The sequence below is a fragment of the Rhizobium sp. BT03 genome, assembly GCF_030053155.1.
GTDB lineage: Bacteria > Pseudomonadota > Alphaproteobacteria > Rhizobiales > Rhizobiaceae > Rhizobium.
Genome location: NZ_CP125642.1, coordinates 372484 through 390403, shown reverse-complemented (window position 1 = coordinate 390403; position 17920 = coordinate 372484). Strand labels below are relative to the sequence as shown.

At 64.1% G+C, this 17920-nt stretch carries 20 protein-coding genes; 12 read left to right on the top strand and 8 right to left on the bottom strand.

Features of this window, described 5'->3' with window-relative positions:
* The first annotated feature begins 108 nt into the window (after positions 1–108).
* The 6 genes from hutI (at position 109) to QMO80_RS26555 (ending at position 7032) form a co-directional block, all read left to right on the top strand.
* Positions 109–1371, top strand: coding sequence for an imidazolonepropionase (gene hutI / locus QMO80_RS26580; protein ID WP_283200879.1), 1263 nt, complete (start codon positions 109–111; stop codon positions 1369–1371).
* Complete coding sequence (gene hutH / locus QMO80_RS26575) at positions 1368–2903, top strand: histidine ammonia-lyase (RefSeq protein ID WP_283200878.1); 1536 nt, start codon at positions 1368–1370, stop codon at positions 2901–2903. The genes hutI and hutH overlap by 4 nt, the downstream gene beginning before the upstream one ends.
* A 235-nt stretch (positions 2904–3138) precedes the next feature.
* The gene (hutG, locus tag QMO80_RS26570; RefSeq protein WP_283200877.1) at positions 3139–3945 is read left to right on the top strand and encodes an N-formylglutamate deformylase; all 807 of its coding nucleotides are present in this window, start codon (positions 3139–3141) and stop codon (positions 3943–3945) included.
* A 30-nt stretch (positions 3946–3975) separates the two neighbouring features.
* Positions 3976–5649, top strand: a complete 1674-nt coding sequence (gene hutU, locus QMO80_RS26565; RefSeq protein ID WP_283200876.1) for a urocanate hydratase — start codon at positions 3976–3978, stop codon at positions 5647–5649.
* A 4-nt stretch (positions 5650–5653) separates the two neighbouring features.
* Positions 5654–6229: a HutD family protein gene (locus QMO80_RS26560; protein WP_283200875.1), complete on the top strand. Its 576-nt coding sequence runs from the start codon at positions 5654–5656 to the stop codon at positions 6227–6229.
* A 173-nt stretch (positions 6230–6402) separates the two neighbouring features.
* Entirely contained in the window at positions 6403–7032 is a 630-nt protein-coding gene (locus QMO80_RS26555) for a J domain-containing protein (RefSeq protein ID WP_283200874.1), read from the top strand.
* A 12-nt stretch (positions 7033–7044) separates the two neighbouring features.
* On the opposite strand, the gene QMO80_RS26550 is transcribed toward QMO80_RS26555, so the two are convergent.
* Both QMO80_RS26550 and QMO80_RS26545 read right to left on the bottom strand, forming a co-directional pair.
* Positions 7045–7746: a DUF899 family protein gene (locus QMO80_RS26550; protein WP_283200873.1), complete on the bottom strand. Its 702-nt coding sequence runs from the start codon at positions 7744–7746 to the stop codon at positions 7045–7047.
* A gap of 472 nt (positions 7747–8218) precedes the next feature.
* Positions 8219–8401, bottom strand: a complete 183-nt coding sequence (locus QMO80_RS26545; protein ID WP_179613035.1) for a hypothetical protein — start codon at positions 8399–8401, stop codon at positions 8219–8221.
* A gap of 70 nt (positions 8402–8471) precedes the next feature.
* On the opposite strand from QMO80_RS26545, the gene QMO80_RS26540 reads away from it, so the two are divergent.
* Positions 8472–9104, top strand: coding sequence for an alpha/beta family hydrolase (locus tag QMO80_RS26540; RefSeq protein WP_283200872.1), 633 nt, complete (start codon positions 8472–8474; stop codon positions 9102–9104).
* Here the strand turns inward: QMO80_RS26540 and QMO80_RS26535 are convergent.
* From QMO80_RS26535 to pcaQ, 3 genes are all read right to left on the bottom strand, one after another.
* On the bottom strand, positions 9101–9772 hold the full coding sequence (locus QMO80_RS26535) for an RES family NAD+ phosphorylase (RefSeq protein ID WP_283200871.1): 672 nt from the start codon (positions 9770–9772) through the stop codon (positions 9101–9103). The two genes, QMO80_RS26540 and QMO80_RS26535, sit on opposite strands and share 4 nt — an antisense overlap.
* Complete coding sequence (locus tag QMO80_RS26530) at positions 9769–10293, bottom strand: MbcA/ParS/Xre antitoxin family protein (protein WP_283200870.1); 525 nt, start codon at positions 10291–10293, stop codon at positions 9769–9771. The genes QMO80_RS26535 and QMO80_RS26530 overlap by 4 nt, the downstream gene beginning before the upstream one ends.
* 72 nt (positions 10294–10365) lie before the next feature.
* A complete protein-coding gene (gene pcaQ, locus QMO80_RS26525) occupies positions 10366–11283 on the bottom strand; it encodes a pca operon transcription factor PcaQ (protein WP_283200869.1) in 918 nt (305 codons plus the stop codon).
* Positions 11284–11948: 665 nt separating this feature from the next.
* On the opposite strand from pcaQ, the gene pcaD reads away from it, so the two are divergent.
* From pcaD to QMO80_RS26500, 5 genes are all read left to right on the top strand, one after another.
* The gene (pcaD, locus tag QMO80_RS26520; protein ID WP_283201232.1) at positions 11949–12758 is read left to right on the top strand and encodes a 3-oxoadipate enol-lactonase; all 810 of its coding nucleotides are present in this window, start codon (positions 11949–11951) and stop codon (positions 12756–12758) included.
* The gene (gene pcaC / locus QMO80_RS26515; protein WP_064843055.1) at positions 12755–13156 is read left to right on the top strand and encodes a 4-carboxymuconolactone decarboxylase; all 402 of its coding nucleotides are present in this window, start codon (positions 12755–12757) and stop codon (positions 13154–13156) included. Before pcaD ends, pcaC begins: the two co-directional genes overlap by 4 nt.
* 9 nt (positions 13157–13165) lie before the next feature.
* Entirely contained in the window at positions 13166–13915 is a 750-nt protein-coding gene (gene pcaH, locus QMO80_RS26510; RefSeq protein ID WP_283200868.1) for a protocatechuate 3,4-dioxygenase subunit beta, read from the top strand.
* Between the two features lie 2 nt (positions 13916–13917).
* Positions 13918–14529, top strand: a complete 612-nt coding sequence (gene pcaG / locus QMO80_RS26505) for a protocatechuate 3,4-dioxygenase subunit alpha (RefSeq protein ID WP_283201231.1) — start codon at positions 13918–13920, stop codon at positions 14527–14529.
* Positions 14530–14720: 191 nt separating this feature from the next.
* Positions 14721–15767, top strand: a complete 1047-nt coding sequence (locus tag QMO80_RS26500) for a 3-carboxy-cis,cis-muconate cycloisomerase (RefSeq protein ID WP_283200867.1) — start codon at positions 14721–14723, stop codon at positions 15765–15767.
* On the opposite strand, the gene QMO80_RS26495 is transcribed toward QMO80_RS26500, so the two are convergent.
* From QMO80_RS26495 to QMO80_RS26485, 3 genes are all read right to left on the bottom strand, one after another.
* The gene (locus tag QMO80_RS26495; protein WP_283200866.1) at positions 15764–15943 is read right to left on the bottom strand and encodes a hypothetical protein; all 180 of its coding nucleotides are present in this window, start codon (positions 15941–15943) and stop codon (positions 15764–15766) included. The two genes, QMO80_RS26500 and QMO80_RS26495, sit on opposite strands and share 4 nt — an antisense overlap.
* A gap of 64 nt (positions 15944–16007) precedes the next feature.
* Entirely contained in the window at positions 16008–16838 is an 831-nt protein-coding gene (locus QMO80_RS26490) for a shikimate dehydrogenase (RefSeq protein WP_283200865.1), read from the bottom strand.
* Positions 16839–16842: 4 nt separating this feature from the next.
* Positions 16843–17910, bottom strand: a complete 1068-nt coding sequence (locus tag QMO80_RS26485; RefSeq protein ID WP_283200864.1) for a Gfo/Idh/MocA family protein — start codon at positions 17908–17910, stop codon at positions 16843–16845.
* Between the last annotated feature and the right edge of the window lie 10 nt (positions 17911–17920).

Here is a 17920-nt window from a genome sequence, read left to right as displayed (position 1 = left end):
TTCTGCCGCGCCGCCGATCTTTCTTTTCCAGAAGAGCGCGCAAAATTTCTCTTGTCACCTGCTTATTATGTATATACATGTTTCGGCATAAGGAAAGGCGCAAAGCTGATGACCGGGAACAATTTTTCTGAAGGTAACCCATCCGCCGAGGTCAGGCCGGCGCTCTGGCGCAATGCGCGCCTGGCGACGCTCGCGCCTGAGAAGGAAGGGCTCGGCATCGTCGAGAAGGGCGCCGTGCTGATCGAAAATGGCCGCATCGCCTTTTCAGGCGCCGAAAGCGAGCTGCCGGCTTCCGCCATCGAACATTCCGATATCATCGACCTCGAAGGCCGCTGGGTGACGCCCGGCCTCGTCGACTGCCACACCCATATCGTTCACGGCGGCAATCGCGCCCGCGAATTCGAGATGCGCCTCGAAGGCGCGACCTATGAAGAGATTGCGCGGGCCGGGGGCGGCATCGTCTCCTCCGTTCAGGCGACCAATGCGCTGTCGGTCGAGGAACTCGTCGCCTCAGCGCTGCCGCGGCTCGATACGCTGCTTGCTGAAGGCGTAACGACGATCGAGATCAAATCAGGCTATGGTCTCAACCGCAGCGGTGAAGTGAAGATGCTGCAGAGCGCCCGCCTGCTCGGCCATGTCAGGCCGGTGCGTGTCGCCACCAGCTATCTCGGCGCCCATGCGACGCCTGTCGACTATAAGGGCCGCAACGGCGATTATCTCGACGATGTCGTGCTGCCCGGCCTCGACGACATGTATAATCTCGGCCTTGCCGATGCCGTCGACGGCTTCTGCGAAGGCATCGCCTTTTCGACTGGCGAGATCGCCCGCGTCTTCGACAAGGCCAAAGCGCTCGGCCTGCCGGTCAAGCTGCATGCCGAACAGCTCTCCAATCTCGGCGGCGCCAAGCTGGCGGCCGCCTATGGCGCGCTTTCCTGTGACCATCTCGAATATCTCGATGAGGAAGGTATCGCCGCGATGGCTGCCGCCGGCACTGTCGCCGTGCTGCTGCCCGGCGCCTTCTACGCCATCCATGAGAAGCAGAAGCCGCCGGTGGAAGCGCTGCGCCAAGCGGGCGTGCCGATCGCGATCGCTACCGATTGCAATCCCGGCACCTCGCCGCTCACCTCGATGCTGCTCACCATGAACATGTCGGCGACGCTGTTCGGCCTGACCGTCGAGGAATGCATCGCCGGCGCCACCCGCGAAGGTGCCCGCGCGCTCGGCCTCATCGGCGAGACCGGAACGCTCGAAGCCGGCAAATCCGCCGATCTCGCCGTCTGGGATGTCGAGAGCCTCGCCGAGCTCGTCTACCGCATCGGCTTCAACCCACTTCATACACGCGTCTTCAAGGGCGAAAGGAACGGCCGATGACCATTACGCTCCACCCGGGCTCCGTCTCGCTCAAGGATCTGGAGATCATTTACTGGACGGGTGAGCCGGCCAGGCTCGATCATTCCTTCGATGTGGGCATCGCCAAGGCTGCCGCCCGCATCGCCGAGATCGCCGCCGGCAATGCGCCGGTCTATGGCATCAACACCGGCTTCGGGAAACTCGCCTCGATCAAGATCGACAGCGCCGACGTCGCCACGCTGCAGCGCAATCTCATCCTCTCGCATTGCTGCGGCGTCGGCGCGCCACTGCCGGAAAATATCGTGCGGCTGATCATGGCGCTGAAGCTGGTCTCGCTCGGCCGCGGCGCCTCCGGCGTGCGGCTGGAGCTGGTGCGGCTGATCGAAGGCATGCTCGAAAGGGGCGTCATCCCGCTGATCCCGGAAAAGGGCTCGGTCGGCGCCTCTGGCGATCTTGCGCCGCTCGCCCATATGGCCGCGGTGATGATGGGCGAGGCCGAAGCCTTCTTCGCCGGCGAACGTCTGTCGGGCGCCGAGGCCCTTGCGAGGGCCGGGCTGAAGCCAGTCGTTCTCGCCGCCAAGGAGGGCTTGGCGCTGATCAACGGCACGCAGACTTCGACGGCGCTGGCGCTCGCCGGCCTTTTCCGTACGCATCGCGCCGCGCAGTCGGCGCTCATCACCGGCGCCATGTCGACCGATGCGGCGATGGGCTCTTCGGCGCCCTTCCATGCCGATATCCATACGCTGCGCGGCCATAAGGGCCAGATCGATACCGCAGCCGCGCTTCGCGGCCTGCTCGAAAACTCCGTCATTCGCCAGAGCCATATCGAGGGCGACGAGCGCGTGCAGGATCCCTATTGCATCCGCTGCCAGCCGCAGGTCGACGGCGCCTGCCTCGATCTCTTGCGCTCGGTCGCCCGCACGCTGGAGATCGAAGCCAACGCGGTCACCGATAATCCGCTGGTGCTGTCGGACAATTCCGTCGTCTCAGGCGGCAATTTCCACGCCGAACCGGTCGCCTTTGCCGCCGACCAGATCGCGCTCGCCGTCTGCGAAATCGGCGCCATCTCGCAACGCCGCATCGCGCTGCTAGTCGATCCCACCCTCTCCTACGGCCTGCCGGCCTTCCTCGCCAAGAAGCCGGGCCTGAATTCCGGCCTGATGATCGCCGAGGTCACCTCGGCAGCGCTGATGTCCGAGAACAAGCAGATGTCGCACCCGGCCTCGGTCGATTCGACGCCGACTTCGGCCAATCAGGAAGACCATGTCTCGATGGCCTGCCACGGCGCCCGCCGCCTGCTCGGCATGACCGAGAACCTGTTCGCCATCATCGGCATCGAGGCGCTGACCGCTGCCCAGGGCGTCGAACTGCGTGCGCCGCTGTCAACGAGCCCAGAGCTTTTGAAGGCGATCGCCGCAATCCGCAGCCAGGTGCCGAGCCTCGACGTCGACCGCTACATGGCGGGCGATCTCGCCGCCGCCGCTGAACTGGTGGCGACGGGCGCGCTGAATGCCGCCGTTTCGAATGGCATCTTGCCGGTTTTGGAGGGTTGATCTTGATGTATGTGCACTTGGTACCCCCCTCTGCCCTGCCGGGCATCTCCCCCACAGGTGGGGAGATCGGCTGGGCAGACCCGCTCGCTCCAACATCGATTGTTTGGGGAAGTCTCATCTACTTGCCGATCTCCCCCCTTGTGGGGGTCCGAAGGACGGGTCGAGACCCGCGGCTCGACCCCGGGTCCGGCAGGACAGAGGGGCGTGATGCCCCAGACGCCGGAGCGCTCTGCCCATGAGCACCCCCGTCTTCGAAATCCATCGGGGCACCTCCCCCGTCATCCTCGCCTTCCCTCATACCGGCACCGACGTCCCGCCGGCGATCTACGACCGTCTCAACGACAATGGCCGGATCCTCGCCGATACCGACTGGCACATCCACCGGCTCTATGACGGCCTGCTGTCCGACGCCTCGACGGTGCGCGCCACCTTCCACCGCTACGTGATCGACGCCAACCGCGATCCGGCCGGCGTCAGCCTCTATCCCGGCCAGAACACCACCGGCCTCGTTCCGGAAACGGATTTCGACGGCAAGCCGATCTGGAAGGATGGGCAGGCGCCCGACGAGGCCGATATCGCGGCACGGCTCAGAGATTTTCATGCGCCTTATCACGCCGCTCTTGCCGCCGAGATCGAGCGCATCAGAGCAATGCATGGCGTAGCGATCCTCTATGATTGCCACTCGATCCGCTCCCATATCCCCTTCCTCTTCGAAGGCAAGCTGCCGGATTTCAACATCGGCACCGATATGGGCAAGACCTGCGACGGCGCCATCGAGCAGGCGGCGCTCACCGTCGTCGAAGCCGCCGATGGCCATGACAGCGTGCTCAACGGCCGCTTCAAAGGCGGCTGGACGACCCGCCACTACGGCCGGCCCGAGACCGGCGTGCACGCCATCCAGATGGAGCTCGCGCAATCGACGCATCTGCAGACCGAGACGCCGCCGTTTGCCTATGACACCGCTAGGGCGGACCGGCTTGGCATCCATCTCAAAGACATTCTGGTGCGCATCGAACAGATCGCACCGGGCCTGAAACGCTGAAGATTGAAACCTGAGAACAGGGGAACCGCCATGAGCAATCCACGCCACAATATCCGCGAAATCCGCGCACCCCGCGGCAACGAGCTCAATGCCAAGAGCTGGATGACCGAAGCGCCGCTACGCATGCTGATGAACAATCTCGATCCCGATGTCGCGGAAAATCCGAACGAGCTCGTCGTTTATGGCGGCATCGGCCGCGCCGCTCGCACCTGGGAGGATTTCGATCGCATCGTCGCGACGCTGAAGACGTTGACCGAAGAAGAAACCCTGCTCGTGCAATCCGGCAAGCCGGTCGGCGTCTTCCGCACCCACAAGGATGCGCCGCGGGTGCTGATCGCCAACTCTAACCTCGTGCCGCATTGGGCGACCTGGGATCATTTCAACGAGCTGGATAAGAAGGGCCTTGCCATGTACGGCCAGATGACGGCCGGCTCGTGGATCTATATCGGCACCCAGGGCATCGTGCAGGGCACCTACGAGACCTTCGTCGAGGCCGGCCGCCAGCATTATGGCGGCAATCTCAAGGGCAAATGGATCCTGACCGGCGGCCTCGGCGGCATGGGCGGCGCCCAGCCGCTCGCTGCCGTCATGGCCGGCGCCTGCTGCCTGGCCGTCGAATGCAATCCCGACTCGATCGATTTCCGCCTGCGCACCCGCTATCTCGACGCCAAGGCCGAGACGCTCGACGAAGCGCTCGAAATGATCGACCGCTGGACCAAGGCGGGCGAGGCAAAATCCGTCGGGCTGCTCGGCAATGCCGCCGAAATCCTGCCGGAAATGGTCCGCCGCGGCATCCGCCCCGACATGGTCACCGACCAGACGTCGGCGCACGACCCGATCAACGGCTACCTGCCGAAGGGCTGGACGATGGCCGAATGGAAGGCCAAGCGCGAGAGCGATCCGAAGGCGGTCGAAAAAGCCGCACGCGCCTCGATGCGCGAGCATGTCGAAGCGATGATCGCCTTCTGGAACGCCGGTATCCCGACCCTCGACTACGGCAACAACATCCGCCAGGTCGCCAAGGAAGAAGGCTTGGAAAACGCCTTCGCCTTCCCCGGCTTCGTGCCGGCCTATATAAGACCGCTGTTCTGCCGCGGCATCGGCCCCTTCCGCTGGGCCGCCCTGTCAGGCGACCCGGAGGATATCTACAAGACCGATGCCAAGGTGAGGGAGCTGACCCCCGGCAATACCCACCTGCACAACTGGCTCGACATGGCCAGAGAGCGTATCGCCTTCCAGGGCCTGCCGGCGCGCATCTGCTGGGTCGGTCTCGGCGACCGTCACCGCCTGGCTCTGGCCTTCAATGAAATGGTCAAGAACGGCGAGCTTTCAGCTCCGATCGTCATCGGCCGCGATCACCTCGACTCCGGCTCCGTCGCTTCGCCGAACCGCGAAACCGAGGCGATGAAGGACGGCTCGGACGCCGTCTCCGACTGGCCGTTGCTCAACGCTTTGCTCAACACCGCCTCGGGCGCCACCTGGGTGTCGCTGCATCACGGCGGCGGCGTCGGCATGGGCTTCTCCCAGCATTCGGGCGTCGTCATCTGCGCCGATGGCACCGACGATGCGGCCAAGCGTCTCGAGCGGGTGCTCTGGAACGACCCGGCGACCGGCGTCATGCGCCACGCCGATGCCGGCTACGACATCGCCCTCGATTGCGCCCGGGACAAGGGCTTGCGCCTGCCCGGCATTCTCGGGAACTGAACCCGTGAAGATCCTGCGGGCGGCCGATCACAAGCGCATGCCGTGGAAAAACGGCGGCGGCGAAACGGTGGAGATCGCCGTTTCGCCCGAAGATGCCGGCCTTGCCGGCTTCGACTGGCGCGTCAGCATGGCGACCGTCGCAACGGATGGGCCGTTCTCGATCTTTCCCGGCATCGACCGCACGCTGGCGATCCTGAACGGTAATGGGATGACGCTCGACATCGAAGGCAAGGCGCCGGCGCTGCTGACGACGGCGAGCGATCCCCTCGCCTTTCCGGCGGATATCCCGGTCGCCGCCAGGCTCCAGGACGGCGCGATCACCGATCTCAACGTCATGACCCGCCGCGCGGGCCTTGTTCACACGCTGGTGCGGATCGAAATCGATGGCGGCAAGACCCTGCCGCTGACGGCGTCGTCATGCCTGTTGCTCTGCCACCGCGGCGCGCTGTCGTTCCGGCAGGGCGATGAAACCGGCTCGCTTGCATCAGGCGATGCGCTGCTGATGACGGATGCAGTGGGAATCGAACTCAAAATCGATGGCGAGGCAACCTGTTATCTTGCTTCGATCGACGCCGGCTGATCTTGGCGCAACGGCTTGAAAAAATTCGATAATCGAAAAACGGCCAGGGCATTTGCGCGAACCGTTGCTTTTTCGGGCCATGGACGTCATTCCTGCTTTCGGTCTAAACTTCGCCTTTCTGATGCAGAAGAAGACCTAGACTGCCCGACGTGCGGGGTAGCAATGGAGCGGGCGTGACGGATCCCTACGATATTCTCGGCGTTGAACGCGATGCGAATGAGGCGCAGCTGAAGGCCGCCTATCGCAAGCATGCAAAAGTCGCCCACCCGGATTCGGGCGGAGATTCGCAAGCCTTCGACAATCTGCAGAAAGCCTACGCGCTGCTTCTCGATCCCGTCCGCCGCAAGGTTTATGACGATACCGGCTATGACGTCGAACTCGCCGACGCCGCCGAGTTGCAGGCGCTCGTCATGATCGAGAAGCTCGTCACCGACGCAGTGCTCGACGAGCGCGTGCCCGGAAGTTTCGATCCCGTCGCCGTCATGCAGGAAAGCCTTTCCGAGGAACTGCGCAAGGCCCGCTTCAGCAAGAGCGAACTGGAACGCCACGCCTCGCGCATCGGCCTGCATCTGGAACGGCTCGAAAAACAGTCCGGCCGCGATGTGCTCGCGCACATGTTCCGCGCCCGCATCGAAGCGATCGGCAAGGCGGTCGCGGAAACCGAGGCGAAGATCAAGGCAGCGGAACGCGCCGCCGACATGCTCGCCGGCTATGTCTACGACGTCGATCCATCACCGCTGCCGGAGGCTTCTGTCGCCAATCTCGAATGGATCGAAACGTCGAGAAACCGCTCCACCGGCTGACGGCCTACGGCCTCAATAAGACAGCTTCGGATACCAGTCCGGCGCCCGGCCTTCCGGCGTTGAATCCAGCACGGTCCAGAGCGGCATCAGATCGGGTGCGCCGCGCGGATCCTCGCCGGGATCGGCCGTTACCCCGCCCATCTCTCCGCTCCAGAAATGGCGGATGGTGCCGTCGCGCCGCGTGAAGACGTTGAAAGCCGCGTCATCGCTGCCATCTTTGCCGATGGCGTGATAGTCGCGGCTGTATTCATCCGTCGTGTCGGAATAAAGCGGCAGGTGATTCCAGCCGCGTTCCTTCTTGAAGGCGAGCAGCCGTTCGAGCGGCGAGCGGGCGACGACGGCAAGCCCGACGCGCTGCAGCATATCCGGCACCTCGCCGTCCCAGGCCGACAGCAGTGAGGTGCACATCGGGCATGGGCGCTCTCGTTGTGGGCCGAACATATAGCTGTAGACGACCAGCGTTTCCTTGTCGGCGAAGAGCTCACTGAAAGCTATCGGCCCGTCAACGCCTTCGAAGCGGTAGTCTTTCGTCACCGCGCCGCCCGGCGGCAGCGCCCGGCGCTGTACCGCCACGCGTTCGATGTGGCGGCGCAATTCGATCTCTTCGGCAAGCAGCGCATCGCGGGCGCTGCGATACGCCTCGCTCTCATTGGGGAAGCGGACGCCGTTCTTTGCCGCAAGCATAGCGGCGGGGACGAGATGCTGATGATCCATGACATTTCCTCCTTCTGTTGCCGCACGATTGCAGCACATCGTTAGGATGACGATCGGCGGATGCGAAAATCGACAGCGCCGGCGAAAAACCGCGGCGGGAAAAAATCCCACTTCGGAATCCCGAAGGACTGCCGCTTCGGGATTCCGAAATCCGCCGGCCTTTTCGCAATGTCATCGCGGAAAAACAGACAATGATTTCAATGCCCCAACCAATTTCGGGATTCCGAAGTGCTATATAGAGTATGGTGGGAGTTCGTCACGATCACCCGGATCGGAACAAACGTCTCGGCGAATGCAATGTCTGAAAAGCAAAAAGGGCGCTCGACCCTTGCGGGGAGCGCCCTTATCCTGTCGGACAGCAAAGAGTTCGACGACGTCGATACCCCATGCATCCATTTTTCAGGCAGGACCGCTATATGTCCCCTCTCCGCCGCGGTTTCAAGGGCCGATAGGCATCATAATTTTGCGATCCCTAAAAAGCGACGCCGGTTACGGGATTGACGACCGGCCGTTCGCTTTTGTCGCCCGCCCCAGCCGGCTGCACCGTTGGTGGCGCCAGCGATTCTGCATCGGCAGGCTCCGGCTTGTCGGGGACTGCGCCGACATCCTTGGGGCGCCGCTGCTCGGGCTTTACGTTTTCGTCATTCGTCGACATTGTCTGTCTCCTTTCAGGCAAGAAGTCACGGCCGTCGAGATGGTTCCGATGACGCTATGGAGGATTGCCGATGCTCGACAGATTTCTGCTCCAGGGGCCGCAGGATGCACGCTTCACCATCCTGCTGGCCCATGGCGCCGGCGCGCCGATGGATTCCGCGTCGATGACAGCAGCGGCGGAAGCGCTTGCCGGCGCCGGCTTCAGGGTCATCAGGTTTGAATTCGCCTATATGGCCGCCCGCCGCAGCGGAATCCGCAAGCCGCCGCCTCGGGCCGAAACGCTCAATCCCGAATATGAAGCAGCGATTGCCGAACTCGGCGTCAGCGGCCCGCTGATCATCGGCGGCAAGTCGATGGGCGGCCGGGTCGCCAGCATGATCGCCGACGATCTCCATGGCAGGGGCAAGATCGCCGGCCTGCTCTGCCTCGGCTATCCCTTCCATCCGCCCGGCCAGCCGACGAAACTACGCACGGCCCATCTCAAGGGGCTGACAACGCCCACGCTGATCTGCCAGGGAACGCGCGACGAATTCGGCACGCGCGACGAGGTGCCGGGCTACGTTCTCTCCCACCGGATCGAAATCCTCTGGCTCGAGGACGGAGACCACGACCTCAAGCCGCGCAAGACAATCTCCGGCTTCTCCGCTGCCGATCACCTCGCTGCGATGGCGAAAGCGGCAAAGGCCTGGGCGGAACGCCTCTAGCTTGCAAGCTTCCTGACATCGATGCGCCGGTCGGCGGCGAAAACGGTGATTTCGAAGTGATCGGCCTGCAGCACATCGCGAATGTTGCGCGGCCGATGCGCAGCGATGTTGACCCCGCCTCTCAGGCGGACGCTGTCATAAAGAATGCCGGCGCCGCCGCTCGAACGCACCTCTTCGCCCAGCATCTGCGACGCCGCATAGCTCGCACTGTTATAGACATCGGGCCGCAGCGCCTGCTCGCCGCGAATGTCGAGATAGTCGCCAATCAGAGTGGCCGCATAGCTTCGATAGGTGCGCGCCATCGTCGCCACGCCGCGGGCGACGACCTCGCGCCGGAGATGATGGCCGACCTCGGCGGCGGCGGTCTTCAGATTGTCGGCGGCATACCAGGCGCCGAGATCGGGGCCGTTGAAGCGCATGCCGCCGGGGGCGACATGCAGGAACGCCGCCATGACGATGCTGGCATTCGCACTGCCATAGACCCACTCATCCTCGGGGAGCCGCTGGATGCGGTCGGCGACGAGACGGTCGTTGGTCCAGCCGACGAGTTCCATCACGGCTTCGAGATCGGCCGCCCGGGTCACCGTGTCGAAAAGCCCGATCGGCGGAAATTGCGATGGGATCAGCCGATAGGACGGACGCGGCGCCGCGGCAAAACGCTCACTCACCGGAAGACGACGTCCGCATCTTCATAAGGCGTGAAGGCCTCGTCGAGCCTATTCGGCTGCATGTAGACACCGCCGCGGGCGCCATCGAGGAAGCGGCGCACGGTCATCAGCCCGTCCTGGGTCCCATTCGTCACGATATCGAGCGGCGGATGCCCGCCGAACACCGGCGCCTGATGCGGCACGCGCAGCCAGGCGACGCCGGCGCGTTCGTCGGCAAACAGCACGCCGAGCGCCTGATGAATGCCGAGCACGGCGGAGATCCGGGTCAGCGTATCGACATCGAGCGTGAAGGCCCCGTGCTCGCGCGCCTGCTTGGCCCAGTTGTGATAGGTCGACCGGGAGGGATAGCCGAGCACGAGCAGCCGCTGCTCCTCGCTCAAACCCCAGAGATCGGCGATCGCCAGGAAGGTTCGCAAGGCCGGCGCACTCAGCCTTTTGCGATTTACAGGCGCAAACCGCTCGGTCTCAAGCCGCTGCGGCCCCTGGCTTTCCCGCTGCTCCCTGCGTCGTGCATGCTGCATAACAGCCTCCTGTCCTGAATTAGACATAGTCTAAATCTGGGCAAACTACAACCAGAATTAAAGAGCGGAGGCTCAGGAAATCTCCCCGGCCGCTTCGCGGATCGTCTGCATCAGGATCGATTGCGGCGCCGACGGCACGGCATCGGCGCGCATCGTCAGCCCGACCGGCCCCCTGGTCTCGCCGGTATCGACCGGCAGCAGCGCCAGCCGCCCGTCGGCGACGTCGTCGGCCACCACGCCATTGGAAATGATCCAGATCGCATCGCTCGAGCGCAGGAAGGCGCGGCCGAAGGAATCCGAGACCGTTTCGATCTGGTTCGGCAGGCTGGAGACGCCGTTGGCGATGAGGAAATTTTCGACCACCGGCCGGATGATCGAACCCCGCGTCGGCATCAGCACCGTGTAATCGCCGAAACCTGAGAAGGGCGATTGCCCAGCGTCGAGCAGCGGATGACCGGCGCGCACGGCAAACACGACCTGCTCGGAATAAAGATGCTCGAAGGAAAAGCCTGCCATCTTCTCCGCACCCGCCAGACGTCCGACGACGAGATCGAGATCGCCGACGCGAAGCTGCTCCAGCAGCACGGCATTCTCGCCGGTGACGATCTTCACCCGGCTCCAGGTCCGCTCCTTGAGGAAGAGTTCCATCGCCCGCGGCATGATGCGTGACGACACCGTCGGCAGGGCGCCGATGCGGATCGGCGGCGCATCGGCGAACTGCTCCTGCGAGACGGAATCGAGCCCCTGGCGCAGCGCCGTCAGCGCCGCCCCGGCATGGCGCAGGAAGACCTCGCCGTAGCGGGTGATCTTGATGCCGCGGCCGTCGCGCTCGAAGACGTCGACGCCGAGCACCTGCTCCAGTTCGCGGATCGTCTTCGTCACCGCCGGCTGGCTGACATGCAGCAACTCCGCCGCCTTCATGACGCTCTTCTGCCGCGCCACCTCGACAAAGGTCTGCAAATGACGAAACTTCACGCGGCTGTCGATCATCGTTCACATAACTCCGAGGTTATCGAAAGGCTGATAAATATCATTTTACTTAACCGGATCAACCGGTCAGTTTCATCTTTAGAAGTATGTGCCGTTGGGTGGGCTTTGCATGCCGGGGACGAGTTTGGCGAAGAGCCTCCCCCACTCTCCGTCATCCTCGGCCTTGAGCCGAGGATCCATGCCGCGGCTGCCGGTGGGCGCCGCGTGGATGCTCGGGTCAAGCCCGAGCATGACGGAGGGTGGAGAGACGGACGGAGCCATTCGCGGCGTCGGCGACCGTGTCGGAAACGCACTTGCCGGCGGAACTGACTTGATGAGGAAGTGACGTGCAATTTGTGAGGGCCAGCCAACCCCACTCTCCGTCATCCTCGGGCTTGACCCGAGGATCCATGCCGCGAATGCCGCGTGATGCGCGGGTCAAGCCCTGGGATGACGGAAGCGCCAAAGGCTGCCCCTCACCCTAACCCTCTCCCCGCAGGCGGGGCGAGGGGACGTGCCAAACGCAGCGTCGAGGTTTAGGGAGACGGTGCGACATATCCCCTTCTCCCCGCCTGCGGGGGTCCGAAGGACGGGTCGAGACCTGTGGCTCGACCCAGGCAAGGTGGCGGCAGCCGGATGAGGGGCGCGCCCCCGGCTGAACTGACTTGATGACGGAGGAGATTGACGTGCAGTTTGCCCGCATAAACGACGTAACGATCCACTATCAGGTCATCGGCGCGCCCGCCGATCGGCCGGTGATCGTCTTCATCAACTCGCTGGGAACGGATTTCCGCATCTGGCGCGACGTCGTGGTGCGGCTTGCCGGCGACTACGCCGTCCTGCTCTACGACAAGCGCGGCCACGGGCTTTCCGATGTCGGCCAGCTCCCCGCATCGATCGAGGATCATGCGACCGATCTCGCCGGCCTGCTCGATCTGCTCTCGGTCAAGAATGCGGTCATCTGCGGCCTCTCCGTCGGCGGCCTCATCGCCCAGTCGCTCTATCAGCGCCGGCCGGATCTCGTGCACGCCCTCATCCTCAGCGACACCGCCCATAAGATCGGCACGGCCGAAAGCTGGAATGCCCGCATCGCCGCGGTCGAGAAGAACGGCATCGGCAGCATTGTCGACGCCATCATGGAGCGCTGGTTCACGCCTGCCTTCCGCCGGCCGGAGAACACCGCCTATTCAGGCTATTGCAACATGCTGACGCGCCAGCCGGTCGAGGGTTATATCGCCGCCTGCGAAGCGATCCGCGATGCCGATTTCACCGAAGCGGCAAAGAGGATCGCGGTTCCGGCGATCTGCATCGTCGGGGACCAGGACGGCTCGACGCCGCCCGCTCTCGTGCTTTCCACAGCGAAGCTGATCCCCGGCGCCCGCTACGAAGTTATCCCAGATTGCGCCCATATTCCCTGCGTCGAGCAGCCGGAAGCGCTGACGGCGATCATCCGCGCCTTTCTGACGTCTCTTCCGCCTGGAGAAACCAACCGATGAACGAGACCGCCTCCTCCGAGCGTTACCGGCAAGGCATGGCGACCCGCCGCGCCGTGCTCGGCGACGCCCATGTCGACCGTGCTGCGGCCGCGGCGACCGAGTTCGACCGGCCCTTCCAGGAGCTGATCACCGAAGCCGCCTGGGGCCATGTCTGGTCGCGCCCGGGGCTGAGCAAACGCGAGCGCTCGATCGTCACCATCGCGCTGCTGGCGGCACTCGGCCAGGACGACGAGGTTGCCATGCATGTGCGCGCCACCGCCAACACAGGTGCGACCCGCGAGGATGTCTGCGAGGCGCTCTTGCATGTGGCGATCTATGCCGGCGTTCCCGCCGCCAATCATGCGATCAAGATCGCCAAGCAGGCCTTTGAACAAATGGACGCCGAAAAGGCGGCCTGAGGGAGGAAAATGTCCGAATTACCGAACCGCAAGCCCGAGACCGGCGCCTTCTTCGCCCGCGACCGCGCCTGGCACGCGCCGGCGCTGACCCCCGGCTACAAAACCTCGGTGCTGCGCGCCCCCCAGCGCGCCCTGCTCTCGCTCGACGGCACGATCTCCGAAACCACCGGCCCGGTCTTCGGCCATTCGATGATCGGCGATCTCGACAACGACCTGATCCTGAATTATGCGCGGCCCGGCGAAAGCGCCATTGGCGAGCGCATCATCGTCCATGGCCGCGTGCTCGACGAACGGGCAAAGCCGGTTGCCGGCGCGCTGGTCGAATTCTGGCAGGCCAATGCCGGCGGCCGCTATCGCCACAAGAAGGAATCCTATCTGGCGGCGATCGACCCGAATTTCGGCGGCTGCGGCCGCGCCGTCACCGATGAGGAAGGCCGCTACCATTTCCGCACGGTGCGGCCCGGCGCCTATCCCTGGCCGAACGGCGTCAACGACTGGCGCCCGGCCCATATCCATTTCTCGGTTTTCGGCCACGGCTTTGCCCAGCGGCTGATCACCCAGATGTATTTCGAGGGCGATCCGATGATCTGGAAATGTCCGATCGTCGGCACGATCCCCGACAAGGCGGCGATCGAGCAGCTGATTGCGCCGCTCGACTGGGGCAATACGATCCCGATGGACTCACGCGCCTATAAATTCGATATCGTGCTGCGCGGCCGCCGCTCGACGATGTTCGAAAACAGGCTGGAGGGCAATTGACCATGCAGCAGCTCGGTTATCTCAAGGAAACCCCGTCGCAGACGGCCGGCCCCTATGTCCACATCGGCCTGACGCCGAATTTCTGCGACATCACGGGCGTCTACGATGCCGATCTCGGCACCCAGATGGTCAACGAGAAGACGCTCGGCGAGCGTATCACCGTCACCGGCCGCATCCTCGACGGCGCCGGCGCTTTGGTGCGCGATGCCGTCGTCGAGATCTGGCAGGCCGACAGCGCCGGCCTCTACAACAGCCCCTCGGAAATGCGCGGCACCGCCGATCCCAATTTCACCGGCTGGGGCCGCTGCCCGACCCGCAGCGAAGACGGCGTCTACAGCTTCGACACCATCAAGCCCGGCCGCGTCCCCTTCAAGGACGGCCGCAGACAAGCCCCGCACATCACCGTCTGGATCGTCGCCCGCGGCATCAATATCGGCCTGCACACGCGGATGTATTTCCCGGAGGAGACGGAAGCCAACGCCGCCGACCCGCTGCTTCTGCGCATCGAACATCGCGAGCGTGTCGCCACCATGATCGCCACCCGCGACGGCGCCATCTGCCATTTCGACATTCATCTGCAGGGTGCGAAGGAAACGGTGTTTTTGGATATTTGAGGGGGTTCTGGAGGCGGAGAGTGCCGTGCAAGAAGCCCCCTCACCCTGCCCTCTCCCCGTGGGGGAGAGGGGAACAGTGCCACACGAGATCACTTGGCCCTTAGGCGCCGGCATTGCCTCAAAACCCCTTCTCCCCTGGGGGAGAAGGTGGCGGCAGCCGGATGAGGGGGCGACCACGCAACGAGCAATCCATGACCGCATCGCCCTTCGACCATCCCTTCCTCTCCGGCCTGCTCGGCGACGATGAAATCGCGCCCTATTTCTCCGCCGAGGCTGATCTGCGCGCCATGGCCTCCTTCGAGGCCGCGCTGGCGAGAGCGGAAGCCACGCATGGCCTGATCCCAGCGGAAGCGGCAAGAAAGATCACCGCAGCCTGCGCCGGCTTTTCTCCCGATCTCGCCAGTCTTCGCTCGGCGACCGCGCGGGATGGCGTCGTCATCCCCGATTTCATCAGGCAACTGCGCGCCGAAGTCGGCGAGGAGGCAGCAAAAAGCCTGCATCTCGGCGCCACCAGCCAGGATGTGATCGACACCAGCCTGATGATCAGGCTGAAGGCCGTGGTCTTCCTGTTCGCCGGCCGGCTTTCCACTATTGCCGGAGCGCTCGACGGACTCGATCGCCAGTTCGGCCACAGCCGGCTGATGGGCCACACCCGCATGCAGGCGGCGATCCCGATCGCCGTCTCCGACCGTCTCGACGCATGGCGCGCACCGTTGGAAACTTGTCGCGACCGCCTGACCGAGCAGAGTTTTCCCGTCCAGTTCGGCGGCGCCGCCGGCACGCTGGATAAGCTTGGGCCGCAGGCCGCAGCCGTTCGCGCCGCGCTCGCCCAGGAACTCGGCCTGACCGACGCCAGGCAATGGCAGAGCGGGCGTCTGCCGATCGCCGATATCGCCGGCCTGTTTGCATCGATCTCCGGCAGCCTCGGCAAGATCGGCCAGGATATCGCCCTGCTTGCCCAGGCAGGCCAGGAGATCGAAATCGCAGGCGGCGGCACCTCGTCGGCGATGGCCCACAAGCAGAATCCGGTCGCCGCCGAAACCCTGGTCGCGCTCGCACGCTTCAACGCGACGGCGCTGTCGGGCATCCACCAGTCCCTCGTCCATGAACAGGAACGCTCCGGTGCTGCCTGGACGCTCGAATGGCTGCTGCTGCCGCAAATGACGATGGCAACCGCCGCCAGCTTGCGCCTCGCAGCGGAGCTAACAGGAAATATCAGGCGGCTTGGAACTGCCTAAAGCGCGTCGCGATCTTTCAGGTCTGCGCCTCGCGCTTTTACCTGAGGCGAAACGAGGCACGTTTCATCGAAGGAGCGCATCGTTTCTCTGTCGGCTGTGCCGGCACCGTGCATGGCTGCGACCGCACTGTGGATCGCCTCGAAAACAGCGCTTTTAAACCGCTTTGTCTTCATCATTTACCTCTGCGTGCGCGCCGCATCATCGATATTCGCGCGATCCTGAGCAATTTCGGCTCAGTCATCAACCAAGCTTGGCGATGGCCCGCAGATTGTCGGCCGTCGTTGTCGGGAAATCGAAGAATTCGAGATAGGCGGGGATCTGTTCGAACAGCATATCCGTGCCGACCTGAAAGGCGCAGCCGCGCGCCCGGGCGGCCTCCAGGAAAGGGGTGATCTCCTTGCTCAACACCACCTCGCCGACGAAAGTCGAGGGGGAGATGCGGTCGACGTCGATCGGCAGAGGGTCGCCCCGCCGCATTCCAAGCGGTGTCGCGTTGACGACGACGTCGAAGCCGGCCGGATCGAGCGAGCCGATCGTGACGTGGAGGTGGGGATAATATGTCTTCAGCCGGTCGAGCAGCGCGGTCGCGGTCGTCTCGTTGGCGTCGAAGAGCGCGAGATGGGCGACACCCGCCTTTGCGAGGGATGCCGCGATCGCCGAACCGACGCCGCCGGCGCCGACGACCAGCGCATTTGCGCCTTCGACCTTTTTACCCTTGCGCAGAACGCCCCGCACAAAGCCTTCGCCATCGAACATGTCGCCGATCAGCCTGCCGTTCGAATCGAGGCGCACCGCATTGCACGAGCCTGCGACTTTGGCATTGGTCGAGGTTTCGTCGAGCAGCGCCATCGTCGCAATCTTGTGCGGCATGGTGATGAGCGCGCCGTGAATATTGGAGAGCCGGAAGACAAGCTTCAAGAACGCCGGATAATCCTCCGGCCTGCAGCCCATCGGCACGACGACCGCGTCGATGCCGTTCTTCTCGAAATACGGATTGTAGATCAGCGGCGCCTTGAAGGACTCGGTGGGATAACCGAGGTGGGCGATGAGTTTGGTCGTCCCGGTGATCATGTGGCTAGACTTTCTCAGGATCGGCAAAGGCGCCGGCGTCAGAGAGGTGGATCATCTGCCCCGAGCGCGCCGATCTCTTGATCGCTTCGACGACCCTGAGGGTGGCGAGCCCCTCCCGCCCGCTCACGAGCGGCGTGGCTTCGCCGCGAATGACATCGCAAAAATGGCTGAGCTGACGGCAAAGCGGATCGGCGACTTCGTAAGCCACGCGCTCCTCGGCAAGCGGCGCCAGCCAATCCGGCTCGGCCGTGCTCGTCCAAAGCGTCAGATCGGGAATGCCGAGCGAACCCTTCGTGCCACCGATCTGATAACAATGTTTGGGATAACGGGGAAATGCCGGGTTCTCGCCGGTGGTCGCCTCCCAGCTCCAGGGTGCGGCCACCGCATCGCTGCCGGTCAGCGTGGCGAGAACACCGTTTGCGAACCGCAACGAGACGACTGAAGTATCCTCGACGGCGTGGTGGCGCACGGCGTGCGATTCCATCGCATGCACGGCTTCGACCTCGCCAAACAGAAATCGGAACAGGTCGACATCATGGATCAGGTTGACGAAGATCGGGCCGGCGCCGGCTTCCCGCCGCCAGGGGATGTCGAAATAGTTGTCGGGCTTGGCGACCCAGAAGGTGCCGTGCACCGTGACGATCCGGCCAAGCCTGCCGCCGTCGACGATCTGTTTGGCCGCCTGGATCATCGGGTTGTGGCGCCGGTGATGGCCGACGAGGAGCGGTATCCCTGCCCTCTCGCCGGCGGCAGCGAGCGCTGCGGCGGCGTCGACGTCGTCGGCGATCGGCTTTTCGATGAGAACGGGAATGCCGGCGGCGATAAGCTCCATGGCATTCTCGACGTGAAGCTGGTTCGGCGTTGCCACGATGACACCGTCGGGCCTGTCCTCGCCAGGAATGTCCTGGAAGGACGCGTAGCACCGGACGCCGGCATTGCGGGCAAAGTCGCGGCCAGCCGCAGACGGATCGATCACGGCGGAGAGAACGGTTCCGGGCTCGGATATGACGCGCTCGGCATGGCGTCTGCCGATCAGGCCGGCTCCCATGACTGCAATCTTCAATGGCTTCATGATCGGCTCC